General features: G+C 74.6%; 12 protein-coding genes and 1 riboswitch. Of the genes, 5 read left to right on the forward strand and 7 right to left on the reverse strand.

Going from position 1 to position 16630, the window contains the following annotated elements; translation table 11 throughout:
- Window positions 1-200: 200 nt before the first annotated feature.
- Window positions 201-1259, reverse strand: a complete 1059-nt coding sequence (locus tag ACFYQQ_RS34765; protein WP_356242349.1) for a hypothetical protein — start codon at window positions 1257-1259, stop codon at window positions 201-203.
- A 2002-nt stretch (window positions 1260-3261) separates the two neighbouring features.
- On the opposite strand from ACFYQQ_RS34765, the gene ACFYQQ_RS34770 reads away from it, so the two are divergent.
- The 3 genes from ACFYQQ_RS34770 to ACFYQQ_RS34780 all read left to right on the forward strand — a co-directional run bounded on the left by ACFYQQ_RS34770 (window position 3262) and on the right by ACFYQQ_RS34780 (window position 5988).
- Window positions 3262-3810, forward strand: coding sequence for a DUF6668 family protein (locus tag ACFYQQ_RS34770; RefSeq protein WP_356167121.1), 549 nt, complete (start codon window positions 3262-3264; stop codon window positions 3808-3810).
- Window positions 3811-3893: 83 nt separating this feature from the next.
- Window positions 3894-5240, forward strand: coding sequence for an amidase family protein (locus ACFYQQ_RS34775; protein ID WP_388906537.1), 1347 nt, complete (start codon window positions 3894-3896; stop codon window positions 5238-5240).
- A 148-nt stretch (window positions 5241-5388) separates the two neighbouring features.
- Window positions 5389-5988, forward strand: coding sequence for an NAD(P)H-dependent oxidoreductase (locus ACFYQQ_RS34780; RefSeq protein WP_355788647.1), 600 nt, complete (start codon window positions 5389-5391; stop codon window positions 5986-5988).
- A 9-nt stretch (window positions 5989-5997) separates the two neighbouring features.
- Here ACFYQQ_RS34780 and ACFYQQ_RS34785 read toward each other — a convergent pair whose 3' ends face one another.
- The 5 genes from ACFYQQ_RS34785 to ACFYQQ_RS34805 form a co-directional block, all read right to left on the reverse strand.
- Entirely contained in the window at window positions 5998-6888 is an 891-nt protein-coding gene (locus ACFYQQ_RS34785; RefSeq protein ID WP_355788649.1) for an ABC transporter permease, read from the reverse strand.
- Window positions 6875-7831 (reverse strand): ABC transporter ATP-binding protein, encoded by a 957-nt coding sequence (locus tag ACFYQQ_RS34790; RefSeq protein WP_355788652.1) that lies wholly within the window; start codon window positions 7829-7831, stop codon window positions 6875-6877. The genes ACFYQQ_RS34785 and ACFYQQ_RS34790 overlap by 14 nt, the downstream gene beginning before the upstream one ends.
- Window positions 7832-7868: 37 nt before the next feature.
- On the reverse strand, window positions 7869-9101 hold the full coding sequence (locus ACFYQQ_RS34795) for a DUF2092 domain-containing protein (protein WP_355788655.1): 1233 nt from the start codon (window positions 9099-9101) through the stop codon (window positions 7869-7871).
- Between the two features lie 245 nt (window positions 9102-9346).
- Window positions 9347-10288, reverse strand: coding sequence for a CHRD domain-containing protein (locus ACFYQQ_RS34800; RefSeq protein ID WP_355788658.1), 942 nt, complete (start codon window positions 10286-10288; stop codon window positions 9347-9349).
- 191 nt (window positions 10289-10479) lie between these two features.
- On the reverse strand, window positions 10480-11490 hold the full coding sequence (locus tag ACFYQQ_RS34805; RefSeq protein ID WP_356167110.1) for a polyprenyl synthetase family protein: 1011 nt from the start codon (window positions 11488-11490) through the stop codon (window positions 10480-10482).
- A gap of 532 nt (window positions 11491-12022) precedes the next feature.
- Here ACFYQQ_RS34805 and ACFYQQ_RS34810 point away from each other — a divergent pair.
- Both ACFYQQ_RS34810 and ACFYQQ_RS34815 read left to right on the forward strand, forming a co-directional pair.
- Complete coding sequence (locus tag ACFYQQ_RS34810) at window positions 12023-14047, forward strand: CocE/NonD family hydrolase (RefSeq protein ID WP_388906636.1); 2025 nt, start codon at window positions 12023-12025, stop codon at window positions 14045-14047.
- Window positions 14048-14608: 561 nt separating this feature from the next.
- A riboswitch (cyclic di-AMP (ydaO/yuaA leader) is annotated at window positions 14609-14768 on the forward strand.
- A gap of 7 nt (window positions 14769-14775) precedes the next feature.
- Entirely contained in the window at window positions 14776-15510 is a 735-nt protein-coding gene (locus ACFYQQ_RS34815) for a LysM peptidoglycan-binding domain-containing protein (RefSeq protein WP_355786548.1), read from the forward strand.
- On the opposite strand, the gene ACFYQQ_RS34820 is transcribed toward ACFYQQ_RS34815, so the two are convergent.
- Complete coding sequence (locus ACFYQQ_RS34820; protein WP_355786551.1) at window positions 15504-16379, reverse strand: HAD family hydrolase; 876 nt, start codon at window positions 16377-16379, stop codon at window positions 15504-15506. The two genes, ACFYQQ_RS34815 and ACFYQQ_RS34820, sit on opposite strands and share 7 nt — an antisense overlap.
- Window positions 16380-16630: the final 251 nt, after the last annotated feature.

Consider the following 16630-nt stretch of genomic DNA (forward strand, 5'->3'; position numbering starts at 1 on the left):
GGGGGGGGCGGGGGGGGGGGGGGGGGGGCGGGGGCGGGCGGGGGGGGGGGGGGGGGGGGGGGGTGGGGCGGCGGGGGGGGGGGGGGGGGGGGGGGGGGGGGGGGGGGGGGGGGGGCGCGCCGGGGGGGGGGGGGGGGGCCGGGGGGGGGGGGGCGCCCCCCCCCCCCCCGCCCGGCGTCACCCAGGTGCCGCGAGCCGGCTCAGGGGGCCGGGGGCCGCGGGCTGCGCGTGTAGGGGTTGTCCGGGAGGGAGCGGGCGCGCTCCGCGAGACGGCCCATGCGGTTGCGGGCGCTCTCCAGTTGCTCCAGGTCCTCCGCGGCCGGACCCTCGTCGGCCGTGAGCTCCGTCCACACGCCGATCAGGTCCCGTCCGAGGTGCAGCCCCTGAAGCGGGTCGCGGACGGCGCGCCAGGCCGCCGCGGCGCTCTGCACGTTGCCGTACGCGGCACCCGGGTCGCCGAGCCGCCTGTGCAGCCTGGCCAGGTCGAGGGACAGGTGGAACGACCTGAGCGGGTCACCCGCCAAGTAGGCGATGTACGAGGTCAGTTCGCGCAGCTTCAGCACCTCGGGGTGTTCGGGTCCCCAGGACGCCGACGCCTGGGCGACGGTGCGCTCGGCCATGCCGGCGGCTTCCTCTATCCGGCCCTGCTTCACGGCTTCGTTGACCCGGGCCACGTCCGCCTCGAAGGGGGACGCCGTGTCCGTCCCGCCGCCCTCCGTCGCCGGGGCGAGGACGGCTTCGGCCACGGCGTCGAAACCGCGGGCGGGCGTGGGCCTGGGGTCCTGCTCCGGCTCGGGCTCCAGGACCGGGAGACCGGCGGGGCGCCGCGCGGGGATCGGGGTGGGGGTCGGCTTCCAGTCCGGCGCGGGCTGCGGCTCGATCTCCGTCTCCGTCTCCACCATCGGGATGAGCCCGGAGGAGGGGATCACCTTCCACTCGGGCGCGGAGTAGGGCTCGTCCTCCCGCTCGAAAGCGGTGAGGGGGGCCGGGTCCTCCCCGGGCACGGGCGCGTCCGAGGGGGCCTCGGGGACCGATTCCGGTGCCGGGCCGAACTCGCCGGTCGGGGCGGAGACGGTGCCGGGGGCCGGGGCGGCGGGCTCCGGCCCGGAGGCGCCGGGGAGCAGCTGGGCGGGGCCCGCGGTGCCGGAGACGCTCCCGGCGGACTCCGGGACCGCCCGCAGCACGTACGTCGCGGGGGTCCCCTCGGCCACCGGGCCGGCGGCCGGTTCGGGCACGGCCCGCAGGGGGAACGTCGGCACGTTCGTGGCGCTCGCCCCAGGGGCGTCCTCCAGTCCCGCACCAGCGGGAACCGGCCCGTCCGGCACGGGCGCCCCGGCAGCGGGCGCGCCGGGAGCGGCGGGAGCGGGCGGTATGAGCGATCCCGGCTTGGCGCCGGGCGTGGCGGACGTTACGTGACTCGCGGGGGCCCGGTCTGCGGGAGCCGCGTGGGCCGCCGCGGCTGCGGGGCTCACGGGACGTGAGGGGTCCGCGGGGGACGCCGACGGCGCGGCCGGGGCCAACGGGCTGGGCGCGGGGGTGCCTGGAGCGGCGGGTGCCGACGGACTCGGGGCGGGAGCGGGAGCGGCCGAGGGCGACGGGGCCGGGGAGCTCGGGGCGGCGGGGGCGGACGGGCGTCCGGCCGGGTCCGGGGTCTGCGGCCTCGGCGTCGGCTCGGACGCCGGGGTGCCCGGCGCGAGCGGCCCCGACACCGGCTCCGGGACCGCCCTCAGCCGGTGGGTCGCCTTGTCCCGGGTGGGAGGCTGGGAGGCCGGGTTCGCGGCGGGCGCGGGGATCGGGCTGGGCTCGGTGCCGGGGGTGGCGCCCGGCACAGGCACGGGCGCGGTGCCGTGCGTACGGGCAGCACCCGGCGTAGCGGCACCGTCGGCCGCAGGCGCCGGAACGCGCGCCGGGGCGGGCGCGGGTCCCGGGACCGGCCCGGCAACGGGCGGACGGGCACTGCCCGGCGCAGAGGAACCGTCAGCCGCAGGCGCCGGTACGCGCGCCGGGGCGGGCGCGGGTCCCGGAACCGGCCCGGCAACGGGCGGACGGGCACTGCCCGGCGCAGAGGAACCGTCAGCCGCAGGCGCCGGTACGCGCGCCGGGGCGGGCGCGGGTCCCGGAACCGGCCCGGCAACGGGCGGACGGGCACTGCCCGGCGTAGAGGAACCGTCAGCCGCAGGCGCCGGTACGCGCGCCTCGGCCGACGTCGGCGCGGGCGCCTCAGGTGACCCGGGGCCGTGAGCCGGCGCCGGGCCGGGCGACGGCGTCGGTGCGGGCACCTCGGGTGACCCCGGGATGCGCGCCGGTGCCGGGACGGGCGACGGAGACGCGGTGGCCGCCTCCCGGGGAGCCGGGACGGGGGCCTGGGGCGGGGCCGGCGGGGGGCCCACGCGGACCGGGTTGCCCGCGTACTCGCTGGAGCCGTCGACGTACACCTGGAGCGGGACGACGTAGCCGATGCTCTCGTCGTGGACCATGGCGAGGACGGGGTGGCCGGTGGCGAGGGCGATCCGGTGGAGGTAGTTCAGGACGGCGTCCTGGGCGCTCTCCCCGGCGTTCACGACGACCGGCATCCCGCCGACCGTCGCACGCGAGGCGGGCGCCGCCGCACTCCTGTCGCCGGGCACGCCCGCGCCGGCCCGCGCCGTCACGCGGACCTCGATCGGTGTGAGGCCCGACCCGGACCTCGCCCCCGGAACCGACGCCACGGGTGCCTGCCGCCCCCGCTTGGGCTCCCGCTTGTGTTCGCGGCTGAATCGAGACATCGGTTCCCTCACTCGGGTCGGTCAGTGGAGGAAGGGCCGGCAGCCGGGTCCGGCGACGGCGCCGACGACAGGGGCACCGCCACCGACGTCACCTCCGCCACGCACCTCGACCTGCCCGTACCCGAACACACCGTTTTCAAAAGGGGGCCGGCACGCCGAGCCGTCCCCGCGGCGGGCGGGGCCGCGGCCGGTACCGCGCTCGTGTGCATCAACACCCCTCCTCACACGCTCACTTCGAGCCGGTCCGGGGTAAGTCCCCCGTCGTGAAGGCCCTCTGACCGACATGGACGCCGGTCGCCGGTGCGCGGTTGTGGGCCGGGAGGGAACCGGTCACCTCAAGGCCCGATCGCACCCCTGTAGTTGAGTCTCCAGCCTCCCTCCCGTTTCCTGGGTCACCAGGGCGTCACAGGCTCGTCCCAGGAACCCGCTCCCCCCGGTACCGGACCGCCCCGGGGGGCCGGGAAGATCGACGGACGCCGACGGAGGGGGAACAGCGATGCAGGGGAACGCAGGGCAGGGGCCGCAGGGCCCCGAGGTCTGGATACGCGGGCCGGTCACCGGACCGGACCAGGAGCGGCCGCAGGGGGCACCGGGCACGGTCACCGCACGCCGGTTCGCCTGGGTGGCCACCCACGGCGGGGCGGGCGCCACGACCCTCGCGACGGTTTTCGGCGGCCACGACGCGGGCCGCAACTGGCCGCGTCCCGACCAGGGGGAGCCCGGTTCGCTGCTCCTCGTGGCGCGGACGCACGCCACCGGGCTGGAGGCCGTCTCGCACACCCTGGACACCTTCCGGCGCGGGGACGTACCGCCGGGGCTCGACCTCGACGCCGTCGTCCTGGTCGCCGACGCGCCCGGCCGTCTGCCGCGCCCCCTCGCCCAGCACGTGAAGGCGATCGGCGCGATGATCGACGTCTACCAGGTGCCGTGGGTGCCCGCGTGGCGGGTGGGCGACCTGGGCGGGGAGCCACCGCGCGAGTGCGAGCCGCTGGCCCGGCTGACCGGGGCACCGGCCGCGCCCTCCGGACGACGCGGCCTGCGCTGAGCCCACGCCCGGACCTGCCCTCGGCGGCGCCCCGGGAGGCGCCCGCCGCAGAACTGCCCGACGGACCGGAGGAACGCGGACGCATGGACCCCGATGTCTACCGGTCCCTGTCGGCCGAGGAGATCGCCGCCGCCGTACGTGCGCGCGAGGTGAGCGCCGTCGACGTGGTCACGGTCTGCCTCGCACGGCTCGACGCGGTGGAACCGTACCTGCACGCGTTCACCGAGGTCTGGGGCACGCGGGCGCTGCGCCGGGCCCGCGAGGTGGACGCGTGGGTGGCCGCGGGCGGACGTCCGGCGCTCGCGGGCGTCCCGGTCGCGGTGAAGGGACGTCACGGGCTGCGCGCGGCGGCCGCGCTGATCGACGCGGGCTGCGTGCCGGTGGGGGCGACGTCCGTGCCCGGCCCGGGCACGCCCTGGCAGACGTGGGGGCTGGGCGCGCACGGGCGGACCGTCAACCCCTGGCGCGGCGACCGGAGTCCGGGCGGTTCGTCGGCCGGGGCCGCCGCCGCGGTGGCCGCGGGCGTGGTGCCGGTCGCGACCGGCACCGACGGCGCCGGGTCCGTCCGTATCCCCGCCGCCTGGTGCGGTGTCCTCGGCCTGAAGACCACCAACGGCCGCCTCCCGTCGTCGGACCGTACGGGACTGGCCGCGGCCGGCGCCGTCGCCCGGCACGCGTCGGATCTCGCGGCGTACTGGCACGTGGTGTCCGGCGCCCGCACGGGGACCACGCCCGTCGGCGGCGTCCCGTCGCCGGCCCCCTCCCCCGCGCCGACCCGCGCCGACGCCCTGTACGCCACCCAGGGCCCGGATCCGGCCAACTTCCCGGACAGGGGCCCGGCATCCCCCGCCGTCCGCCCCGGCTCGGTTCCGGAGGCCATCCCGGCCGGAGCGCCCGTTCCCGTCGCCGCCCTCTGGTCGTCCGGTCTCGGCTTCGCCGGTGGGGACGCCGAGGCGGAGGCCCTGGCGGCCGTCGCGTACGGCGCCGTGGAGCGGCTCGTGCGTGCCGGGGTCGTACGGCTCGTTCCCGGGGACGTCCGGCTGGTCGACCCCGGTCCCGCCTGGCTGGCCCTGCGCACCCCCGGGGCGGGTCCGGACGCCGCGGGGCCCGTCCGGGACGAGAACGACCGGCGGCTCGCCGGGGTCTTCGCCCGCTGTGAGCTGCTGCTGACGCCGGTCACGCCGAACGCGCCGCACGGCCACGCCGGTCCGGGTGACCGTTACTCCACCGCGCTCACCTGGGCGTTCAACCTCAGCGGACACCCCGCGGCGAGCGTCCCTGCGGGCTTCGGGCCCGACGGGTGCCCGGTCGGCCTCCAGCTGGTGGCCCGGCACGGCGCCGAACCCCTGCTGCTGGCCGTCGCGCGGGCCGCCGAGAGCCGCGCCGGACTCCGCTCCCCCGTGCCCCCGGAACCCCCGGGGGCCGCGTGACCCCTCGTGCCCCCGGCGTCCGACAGGCCGCAGGCGGGTTCCGGAGGGCCGGCTCCCAGTTCCCCGCTCCCGATGACAGAGATGCATGCGTGCGCATATACTGCGTACGCAGGTAATTGTCGTACGCCGAGCATTCGGAGGGCTTGCCGTGTCCCGTTCCTTCCTCTTCGTCCTGGGCAGCAGCCGCACCGAGGGCAACACGGAACTGCTGGCCCGCCGCGCCGCCGAGCAGTTGCCCGCCGACGTGGAGCAGCGCTGGCTGAGCCTGGCCGACCATCCGCTCCCCGACTTCGAGGACCTGCGGCACGACAGCGACCACGTCCGGCCCACCGAGGGCCCGGCGGGCACGCTGCTGGACGCGACCCTCGCGGCGACCGACCTCGTGATCGTCTCGCCGCTGTACTGGTACTCGCTGTCCGCGCCCGTGAAGCGCTACCTGGACCACTGGTCGGGCTGGCTGCGCACGCCCGGCGTCGACTTCAAGGCGACGATGGCCGGCCGCACCCTGTGGGGCGTCACGGCGCTGGCGCACACGGAGGAGGAGGTGGCGGCCCCGCTGATCGGCGCGCTGAACAACTCGGCCGCCTACCTGGGCATGCGCTTCGGCGGGGTCCTCCTCGGCAACGGCAGCAAGCCCGGTGACGTACTGGCCGACTCGGCCGCGCTGGCCCGAGCCAAGACCTTCTTCGCGGGCGAGGCGCCGTTCGCCCGCTTCCCGTACGAGGTCTCCGAGACGGCGGGCGTGTGAGCCGACGCGCTACGCCGTGATGTCCTTCGCGGTGAACCGGGCCCAGGCCGCGGAGCCGAACACGGCCGCGTACAGGGCCTGGAGTTCGAGGTTGCGGACCAGGTCGTCCCAGTAGACGGGCTCGCGCATGAGGTCGGCGAAGGACAGCCAGTAGTGGGAGAAGAAGTACGGCTGGAGGGCGTGCAGTTGGGGGATCTGGTCGAGGATCTGCACGGTGATGAGCAGGCCGACGGTCGTCGCCATCGCCGCGATGCCGCTGTTGGTCAGCGTCGAGACGAACAGGCCGAGCGCCGCCACGCCGATCAGTGAGGCGGCGACGGCCAGCGCGATGAGCAGGGCCCTGCCGAACCCCTCGGCGAGGCCGATGCGGGTCCCGGAGATCGTCGTCAGCTCACCGAGCGGGAACAGCAGGGCGCCGGTCGCGAGCGCCGAGACCGCCACCACGAGCGTCGCGGCCAGACAGAAGGTCAGTACGGCCGCGTACTTGGTGACCAGCAGGCGGGTGCGGCCGGCGGGGGCGACCAGCAGGTAGCGCAGGGTGCCCGCGTTGGCCTCGCCGGCGATCGCGTCGCCCGCGACGACGCCGATCGCCATCGGCAGGAAGAAGGGCAGGGTCGCGGCGAGCGCGGTGAACACCAGGAACAGGCCGTTGTTGGTGATCTGCGAGATGAACGCCGGTCCCTCACCGCCTCCGCCGCCGGCCGCCGAGCCGTCGCCGGTCTCGATCCTGATGGCGATGCCGATGAGGACGGGCACGGCGGCCAGCACGGCCAGGAGCGCGAGGGTGCGCCAGCGCCGGAAGGTCGTGACCAGCTCGCTGCGGAACAGTCCGAGCGTCCACAGCGGTCCCGGCCGGCGTACGGTGCCGGCCGGAGCGGTGGGTGCCTCAGCCCGCGACATCGAAGCCCTCCCCGGTGAGTGCCACGAACGCGTCCTCCAGGGACGCCCGCTGCACCCCGAAGCCGCGCACCCGCACGCCCGCCGCCACCAGCGCGGCGTTCAGCTCGGCCGGATCGCGGTCCGGTGGCTCCGCGCTCACCCCGGACTCCGTCACCACGAGGTCGGCGACCCCCTGCTCCTTCAGCACGCGCGCCGCCTCACCGGGGTCGGGCGTCGTCACCACGAGCCGCCCGCGCGCCCCCGCCGCCAGCTCCGCCACCGGCCCCTGGGTGATCAGCCGGCCCCGCGCCATCACCGCGGCGTGCGTGCAGACCTGCTCGATCTCGTCCAGCAGATGGGAGGAGAGGAAGACGGTGGCGCCGTCCGAGGCCAACTCCCGCACCAGGGAACGGATCTCGCGCATCCCCTGCGGGTCCAGGCCGTTGGTCGGCTCGTCGAGGACGAGCAGGTGCCGGGGCTGAAGGAGCGCGGCGGCGAGCCCCAGCCGCTGCTTCATGCCCAGGGAGTACGCCTTCGCCTTCTTGCCCGCGGCGGCGGCGAGGCCGACCCGGTCGAGGGCGGCGGCGACGCGGGCGCGCCGGGTGCGCGGATCGGCGGTCGGGTCGGCGGCGTCGTACCGCAGGAGGTTGTCCCGACCGGAGAGGAAGCCGTAGAGGGCGGGGCCCTCGATGAGGGCGCCGACGTGCGGGAGCACGGCGCGCGCGGACCGGGGCATCGGCTGCCCCAGTACGCGCGCGGTGCCGGACGTCGGCTCGATCAGGCCCATCAGCATGCGGATGGTGGTGGTCTTGCCCGAGCCGTTCGGCCCGAGGAAACCGAAGACGCTGCCCGCCGGGACCGTCAGATCGAGGCCGTCGACGGCGAGCTGTCCGCCGCGGTAGCGCTTGGTGAGCGCGCGTGTGGCGATCACCGTGTCCGGCTCCGCGGCGGACGGCTCCTCCATGCGTTCCCTCGATTCGTCGGGCCTCGGCCGCGCGGGCCTACTTCGCGGCGGCGTCGGCCGCCTTCACCAGCGCTTCCTTGGTGACGGCACCGGCGTACACCTGGCCGTCGTCCGTGATCAGCGCGTTGACCAGGCGCGTCGAGAAGACCGTGCCGGAGCCGAACTTCCCGCTGACCTGGTCCCCGAGGGAGTTCAGGAACCCGGAGACGTCGCTGTTGCCGGAGGACTCCGACGGCAGGCCCTGGCCGCCCGTGTCGAAGTGGGCGATCGTGTCCCAGCCCTCGCCGATGGTCTTCAGCCCGTCCGGCCCCTTGGCGAAGTCCTCGTCGCCCTTGTGGACGGACCCGGACCCGGGCAGGGACTTCGGGCCCTCGGCCCCGGCGCCCTCCCCGGCGCCCTCCTCGGTGACCTTCGCGCCCTTCGGCGGGGTGAAGTCGAAGGTCTTCGCCGCCGGCCGGGCGAAGTCGACCTGGGTGAAGCCCGCGTCCACGACCGCGGCACCGCCGCTGGAGGGGGTGAGCGTGAACTTCAGCGGCGTCCCGGTCTTCGCGTCCACGGCGATGGTGATCGCGCCGACGGTGGAGCCGGACTGCTTCGGCTTGACGACGAGCCGGTAGGCGTCGCGGCCCGCGACCTGCGCGGTGCCGTCGACGGTCACGGACGTCGTGTCGTCGACCGCCTTCAGCGCCTCCTCGGCCAGCTCCTGGGGCGTGCCGTGGACGTCCTCGTGCGCCCCGGGCTTCTTCGAGCCCTCGGGAGCCGTCGAGTGGTACACCTCGTTCGACTTGCTGTCGTAGGCCCAGACGTCCGCGCCGTTGTGGATGACGCTGTACTCGGCGGCCTTGTCCAGCAGCGAGACCTTGCCCTTGTCGGGGCCGTCGGCGGCGACGCGCAGGGTGTGCGTGCCGGAGGCCAGTTCCATGAGCTTGGACGACGGGTCGGCGGAGGAGTCACCGCCCTTGCCGGCCGCGCCGGGGGCGAAGCTGTCCGCCAGGCCGCCCAGGTCGGGCAGCCCCAGATCGGTGCTGATCTTCACCGTGCCGGACAGCTGCTGGGTGTCCGACTTCGCGATCTTCTCGACGAGTTGCTGCGCGGTGATCTTCGGCAGGTCGGGGTCGCCGGAGTCGGCGAGTGCCGGGACGAGCCCGATGGTCGCCGCCGCCACCCCCACGACCGCGACCGGGACGACGTAGCGGGCGGCCTTGCGCCGGCCCACGCGCACGTCGTCGGCTTCGTCGGCCGACGGGTTCTCGGATTCGTACGGTGCCATGTCTGCCCTTACCTCCGTCATCGGCGGCGGCCTTCAGTCACTGTCCTCGTCCACCCCTGCGCCGCCATTCTCACCCGAATTGATGAGGAGTGGTGCTTTCCATCTGACCAAATCCGCCGGGAAGAAGCGTCAGACCCCGGGCTCAACTCCGTGTACTGCTGCGGTATGACACAAACGGGCGGTGTCTCCCCCGACCCGTAGGGGTCGTATGGGGCAGACACCGCCCTGGCGGCCTGCGGAAGGCGTCAGCGCTGCACGAACACGTAGTCGGCCTGGTAGGGGACGCCCACGGTCGCGCCCGGGGTGCAGGGCCCGGCCGGGGCCACTCCGCCCACGGTGTTGAGCCGCAGGATCTCCGCCGTCCCGGCCAGCAGCCCGCGGGGTTTCCCGGACGCCGTTGCCTTCAGGTCCAGTTCGGGGATGTTCCCGGCGCCGTTCGGGGTCCTGGAGAGCACCGCCCCGGTGACGGCGCTGCCGTCGGGCGCGATCCACTGCGGCGTACCGGAGTTGGGCGCCACGAAGGAGTGCGCGATGTGCCGGTCGAGCACGGCGCCGACGTCGCGCTGGGCGAAGGCGTGTCCGCCGCCCTCGGCGGGCTTGCACTCGTAGATCTGGCGGCCCTCGACCACGGACGCCCGGAAGTTGGCGAACACGTGGCGGAAGTCGACGTCGGTGGTGACCTGGTGGAGCTGACCGCGGACGGCGCCGCCCGGAAACGCGGCGGTGTGCAGGTTGGCGTAGAACCCGCCGGGGGCGCTCCGCAGCCGCTGGAGCAGGGCCGCGTCCTCGACCTTCACCGTGCCGGCGGCGCGGTGAAGGCCGCCCTTGTCGAGCAGCCGGGTGAAGTCCACCGCGACGCCGCCGGAGGTGCCCTTGGCGCCCTCGTGCAGGTGCAGCCGGGTCGGTTTGCCGATGCCGCGCCAGCTCACGGCGACGGACACCCGGTCGCCGTCGATCCTGATGAACTCCAGGGCCGAGCCGTTCTCGTCTCCGTCGGCGGGCACCTCGTCGGCGCCGCGCAGCGCGGCCGCCAGGACGGTCGCACCCTCCTGCGCGCTCTCGGGTGCGACTCCTTGCGCGGCGACCCCCGGGGCGGCGGCGACGGCGATCCCGGCGGCCGCCGCCAGTGCGGCTCCGCCGATGACCAGCTTCGTGCGACGCCCCGCGGGCGTGAGGTTCGGTCCCATGATTCCGCTGTCTCCCCGTGTCCCGGCCGACACCCCCTGCGCCGGCCTCCACAGAGAGCTACGGAGCGGATACGAGAGCGGACTCAAGGTGAGCGATGTGACCTGCGCCACACCGAGATGCCTCGTACGGCGTACACGGGCCGGGCGAGGGGAGACTGCGCGGGGTGCGGTCGCCGGACGGCCGCCCGGCGTCATCCGGCCCGGTGGACCACCGCGTCGCACAGCTCCAGCAGGGCCGCCTTGGCGTCGCACTCGACCAGCGGCGCCAGCGCGGCCCGCGCGTCCTCCGCGTACCGCACGGTGTCCCGGCGGGCCTGCTCCAGCGCGGGGTGCGCCCGCAGCCGGGACAGCGCCTCGGCGTGCCGGGCGTCGTCCGTCAGGTCGGAGTCGAGCAGCTCGCACAGCGCGATGTCCTCGGCGAGCCCGAGGCGGGCCACCCGCTCGCGCAGCCGCAGCACCGGCAGCGTCGGGATGCCCTCGCGCAGGTCCGTCCCCGGCGTCTTGCCCGACTCGTGCGAGTCGGAGGCGATGTCCAGGACGTCGTCGGCGAGCTGGAAGGCGACGCCGAGCCGCTCGCCGTACTGCGTGAGCACGTCGACGACCGTCTCGTCGGCGCCCGACATCATCGCCCCGAAGCGGCAGGCCACTGCGACCAGGGAGCCGGTCTTGCCGCTGAGCACGTCGAGGTAGTGGTCGATCGGGTCGCGCTCGTCGCGGGGTCCCGCGGTCTCCAGGATCTGGCCGGTGACCAGCCGCTCGAACGCCTCGGCCTGGACGCGGACGGCCTCGGGGCCGAGGTCGGCCAGGATGTGCGAGGCGCGGGCGAAGAGGAAGTCGCCGGTGAGGACGGCGATCGAGTTGTTCCAGCGGGTGTTGGCGCTGGGCACCCCGCGGCGCACCTCGGCCTCGTCCATCACGTCGTCGTGGTACAGCGTCGCGAGGTGGGTCAGTTCGACGACGACGGCCGAGGGCACGATGCCCGGCGCGTGGCGGTCCCCGAACTGCGCCGCGAGCATCACCAGCAGCGGCCTGAACCGCTTGCCGCCGGCCCGCACGAGGTGCTGGGCGGCCTCCGTGATGAAAGGGACCTCGCTCTTGGTGGCTTCGAGCAAACCCTCCTCGACAGCCGCCAATCCGGCCTGGACATCGGCTTCGAGAGCCTGGTCCCGCACGCTCAGCCCGAACGGCCCGACGACGGTCACGAGAGGTTCTCCTGTCTGCTGACGATCACATGGCGAACTCGGTCGATCATTCGGTCGATGACACGGTTTGTCGATGTGTCGCTGCCATCACTCAAGTCAGCGTATCCGGTCACGTTTCGATCACCACGAGCGCCCACCGCCCCCACCTACGACTTCCCTCCCCCAGGGGGCGCACTCATGGCCGGGCGGCGCGGCACCACGAGCGGTATGTTCTTGATCACCTGATATGACCGGACATGTACCGACTCCACCGGAAGGCTCTCGTGTCTCGACGCAGCGTCACCGCCGGACCGGGCCGCGGGCCGGGCCCGGAGCCCGGTCCGGGACCCCGTACCCGCCCCGGGGGGTCCGGTCCCGGCGGCCGTCCGCCGCGGGAGGGCGGACGGGTGCGGCGCGGGACCGGGCGCGTACGGAGTGTCCCGGCGTGTCCGGCACGGACGGCACCGTCTCCGTCACCTGGCCGGGCGCACACGTCCGGCGCACCGCGTGTCCGGCCCGGCCGCCGGGCCGCCTGCCCCCCGGGGCCGGCGCGATGAGCACCCGCATCCGTACGTCGTTCCCCTACCGGACGACGCACGAGGACGTCCTGATCCCGCTGCGGGACGGGACGCGCCTGTACGCGCGCGTGTGGCGCCCGGTCACCGACGAGCCGGTCGCGGCGCTCCTGGAGTACCTCCCGTACCGGCTGACGGACTGGACCGCGCCGCGCGACTGGCAGCGCCACCCCTGGTACGCGGGCCACGGCTACGCCTCGGTCCGGGTGGACGTGCGCGGCCACGGCAACTCCGAGGGGCTGCCGGCGGACGAGCACGCGCGCGTGGAGGCGGACGACGGCGTCGAGGTCGTGAACTGGCTCGCGGCCCAGCCCTGGTGCAGCGGGCGGGTCGGCATGTTCGGGCTGTCCTGGGGCGGCTTCGACGCGCTCCAGGTCGCGGTCCTGGCACCCGAGCCGCTGAAGGCCGTCGTCACGGTCTGCGCGACGGACGACCGCTACGACAACGACCGGCACTACCTGGGCGGTTCCGTGCTGGCCGGCGACATGCCGGCCCGCGCGGCGGCGCTGCTCGCCTTCGCCTGCCGGCCGCCGGACCCCCGGTACGTCGGCCAGGTGATGTGGCGCGACATGTGGGTGCGGCGGCTGGAGGCCGTGGAGCCCTTCGTCCACACCTGGCTGGCGCACCAGACGCGTGACGCGTACTGGCGGCGCGGCAGCGTGCGCGAGGACTACGGCTCGGTGCGGGCCGCGGTGCTGGCGGTCGGCGGCTGGCACGACCCGTACCGGGACACGGTCCTGCGGCTGGTCGAGCACCTCCCGGCCGACCGGGTACGGGGGCTGATCGGGCCCTGGTCGCACCAGTACCCGGACCGGGGGCTGCCGCCGGGCCCCGCGATCGGCTTCCTCCAGGAGACGCTGCGCTGGTGGGACCACTGGCTGCGGCCCGGCTCCGGGGCCGGTGACGCCTCGGGCACCGGTGTGATGTCCGAGCCGCTCCTGCGGGCGTACGTCTGCGACTCGCACGTTCCGGCCACCGTCCACCCGGTGCTGCCCGGCCGCTGGGTGGGTGACGACGCCTGGCCCGCGCCGACGGTGACGCCGGTGACGTACGCGCTGCGGGGCGTGCCCGTGCCGGTGCGCTCCCCGCTGCACACCGGGCTGGACGCCGGCCGCTTCCTGCCCGTCGGGGACGACGGGGACCTCCCGCCGGACCAGCGGGACGAGGACGCGAAGTCGGCGTGCTTCGAGTTCGAGGTGCGGGAGGAGACCTGGGTGCTCGGGCGGCCCCGGGTCCGGCTGCGGCTGACGTCGCCCGTGCCGCGCGGGCAGGTCGTCGCCCGGGTCTGCGACGTGTTCCCGGACGGGGCGTCCACGCTCGTCACCCGGGGCGTGCTCAACCTCGGCGCCCGGGAGGGCACGGACCGGGTGGTGGAGTGGCCGCCGGGCGCCACCGAGGACGTGACGTTCGAGCTGAGCGCCATCGGCTACGCCTTCCCGCCGGGCCACCGCATCCGGCTCGCCGTCTCCTCGGCGTACTGGCCCTGGATCTGGCCGCAGCCGGATTCGGACACCGGTTTCACCCTGCACCCGGAGGGCAGCTCCCTCGAACTGCCGGTGCGCGTACGGGAGTCGGACCCCTCCATCACCTTCGGCGAACCGGAGGAGGCGGAGCCGCTGGGCGCGGTCGTCCCGGCGACCCTGGACGAGCCCCGCCCGGAGCGGCTGGTCGTGCGCGATGTCGCCGCGGGCGTCTGGCGCCTGGAGGTCGACCCGCGCCACGGCGACACCCGGGTGTACCCGGACGGCCTGGAGGTCACGGAGGACGCCCTGGAGACATACACGACCGGCGAGTGGGATCCGCTGTCCGCGCGGACCCGTTCGGACTGGTCGATCCGGCTGCACCGGCCGGACGCCGGGTGGGACGCCCACGTGGAGACGCACTCCGAAGTCAGCTGCGACGCGGGCGAGTTCATCACCTCGAACGAGGTGATCTGCACCGACGGGGACGAGGTCGTCTTCCACCGGACGTGGGAGCGGCGCATCCCGCGCACGGCGGGCTAGCCACACCCGGCGGTTCGGCCCCCGCCGTCCAGGTCAGGGACGCGGCGGGGGCCGGCGCGCGCGCCCGCGCCGCGGTCCGCGCCGGGGGACCCGCCACCGCCCGCCCCGGGTCCGCGTCGCCGCCCGTCCGGGTCCGCGCCACCATCCGTGCCGGGGCCCGCATCGCCGCCCGCCCGGGCACGCGCCACCGTCCGCCCCGGGGTCCGCGCCACGTCCGCCCCGAGGCGCGCGGCGCGCGTCGCGCCCGGGCCGGTGTGACCCGGCGGCGCCTCCCGGTCGCCCGTTAATGCCCGACTTGCCTGCCTTGCTTACGCTTTGACATGTCTTAGTCGCGTGAAATGGGTCACGCCCGAATCGATCTTTCGGCCACCCCGAGTCGACAAGTCTCCCTTTGCTAAAGGCAAGTTGAGTTTCACGTTCCGGTCTAATCGGACTATTTCCACCCTGTTCAGAGGTAGATCAAATGCCTTGGCACGGGAAATCGGGCCTTGTTTCGGACATGTGCTCTCGCATACGTTCACGTCGATCCGAGCGGACCCGCCTAATCCTGCCGCCGCTCGGTGACCCCACCCACCCACGCACGGCAGGAGCGGGGGACCCACGAAAGCGCCGGTCCGGCGACACCCGGAACGGCTTGGGGTCAAGTCGCACGTCATGTGCGGCCGGGCACCTCCCAGCCCGAACCCGACAGCTCACCTCGCAGGCACCGGAGAGGAAAAAAACGCGCCATGGCCGTTCGAGGCAAGCACCGTCGTCCCCGAAACACCGTCCTCACCCGCGGGTTCATCGCCGCGGGAGCGGGCGGAGCCGCACTCGTACTCCCCCTGATCGGCGCCACCGGCGCCCAGGCGGCACAGCCGGCCCAGGCCGCGCAGTCCGTGCCGGCCGCCGTCCCGCAGGTCCAGCTCGTCACCTACAAGGTGGCCTTGGGCGACACCCTGTCCAAGATCGCCCGTGAGCACGCCAAGACCGGCGACTGGAAGAAGCTGTACGACGCCAACCGCGCCGTCATCGGCAGCAACCCGTCGATGATCCGGCCGGGCCTGAAGCTGACGGTGGGCACGAAGACCGTGAAGGGGACGGCGACGACGGCCGCCGCGACGGCCAAGACCGCCGCCGCGCCCGCGACCGCGAAGACGTACACGAACGACCTGGACGGCTGGATCAAGGAAGCCCTGGACATCATGGCCCAGAAGGGCATACCGGGCAGCTACGACGGCATCCACCGCAACATCATCCGGGAGTCCTCGGGCAACCCCCAGGCGATCAACAACTGGGACTCCAACGCCGTGGCCGGCACGCCGTCCAAGGGCCTCCTCCAGGTCATCGACCCGACCTTCGCCGCCTACCACGTGGACGGCACGTCGATGGACCCGTACGACCCGGTCGCGAACATCACCGCCGCCTGCAACTACGCCGCCGACAAGTACGGCTCGATCGACAACGTCTTCGGCGCCTACTGAGCCGGGCCCGGGGCGGCGGCGGCCCCCCGGACCGCGAGGCCCGCTGTTCCCCGGTCCCCAGGGCCGGGGAACAGCCGTTCCAGGACGACCGCGATGCCGTCGTCCTCGTTCGAGAGGGCGATCTCGTCGGCAACCGCCCTGAGTTCGGGGTGGGCGTTGGCCATGGCGACGCCGTGGGCGGCCCAGTCGAACATCGGGATGTCGTTCGGCATGTCCCCGAACGCGATCGTGTCCGACGGCGACAGGCCGAGATGACCGGCGGCGAGCGCGAGGCCCGTCGCCTTGGTCACGCCGTATGGCTGGAGTTCGACGGTGCCCGGACCCGACATGGTGACCGTCGCCAGCGAATCGACCGTCATTCGCGCCACCGACGCCAACTCGTCGTCGGACAGCGAGGGGTGGCGGAGCAGCACCTTGCTGATGGGCCGCGTCCACAGGTCGTCACGGCGCCGCACCCGCACCGCGGGCAGCGTCGGGTGCGGCATCAGATAGCCCGGCTCGATGAGGGTGAGCCCGTCCACCCCGTCCTGGTCCACGGCCGCGTAGACCTCCCCGACCTCGGCCTCGATCTTGCCGAGCGCGGTCTCGGCCAGCTCCCGGTCCAGGGTCACCGACCACAGCAGACGGCCGGTGCCGGCGTCGTACAGCTGCGCGCCCTGACCGCACACCGCGAGCCCCTCGCCGCCGAGTTGCTCCAGCAGCGGGCGCACTCTCGGCGCCGGGCGCCCCGTCACCACCAGATGCCGGCCGCCCGCCCCGGCCACCCGCGCCAGCGCGGCCCGCGTCCTCCCGGAGAGGGTGTCGTCGCCGCGCAGCAGCGTTCCGTCCAGGTCAGTGGCGATGAGTGAATATGCAGTCGGAGCGGCCATGATCCGAAGAATACGGACCCGCCGCCCCAACGGCCCGGCGTGAACCGGACGACGTCCGGTATCCCGACAGCAACGCCCTTCACCGGTACGGGGATCGACGGGGACCACAGGACACCGGTACGGCCTGAACGGACATTGCGCACTCTTCAGGCACGGTGAGCCGAGCGCCACGGGACCTGTCTCCGGTCGTCTCTCCCACGTAACGTGTGCCGCGACCACATGGAACGCGTGGAACACATGGATCACAGGCG

This window comes from Streptomyces sp. NPDC005496 (assembly GCF_042872045.1).
In the GTDB taxonomy this organism is placed as follows: Bacteria; Actinomycetota; Actinomycetes; order Streptomycetales; family Streptomycetaceae; genus Streptomyces.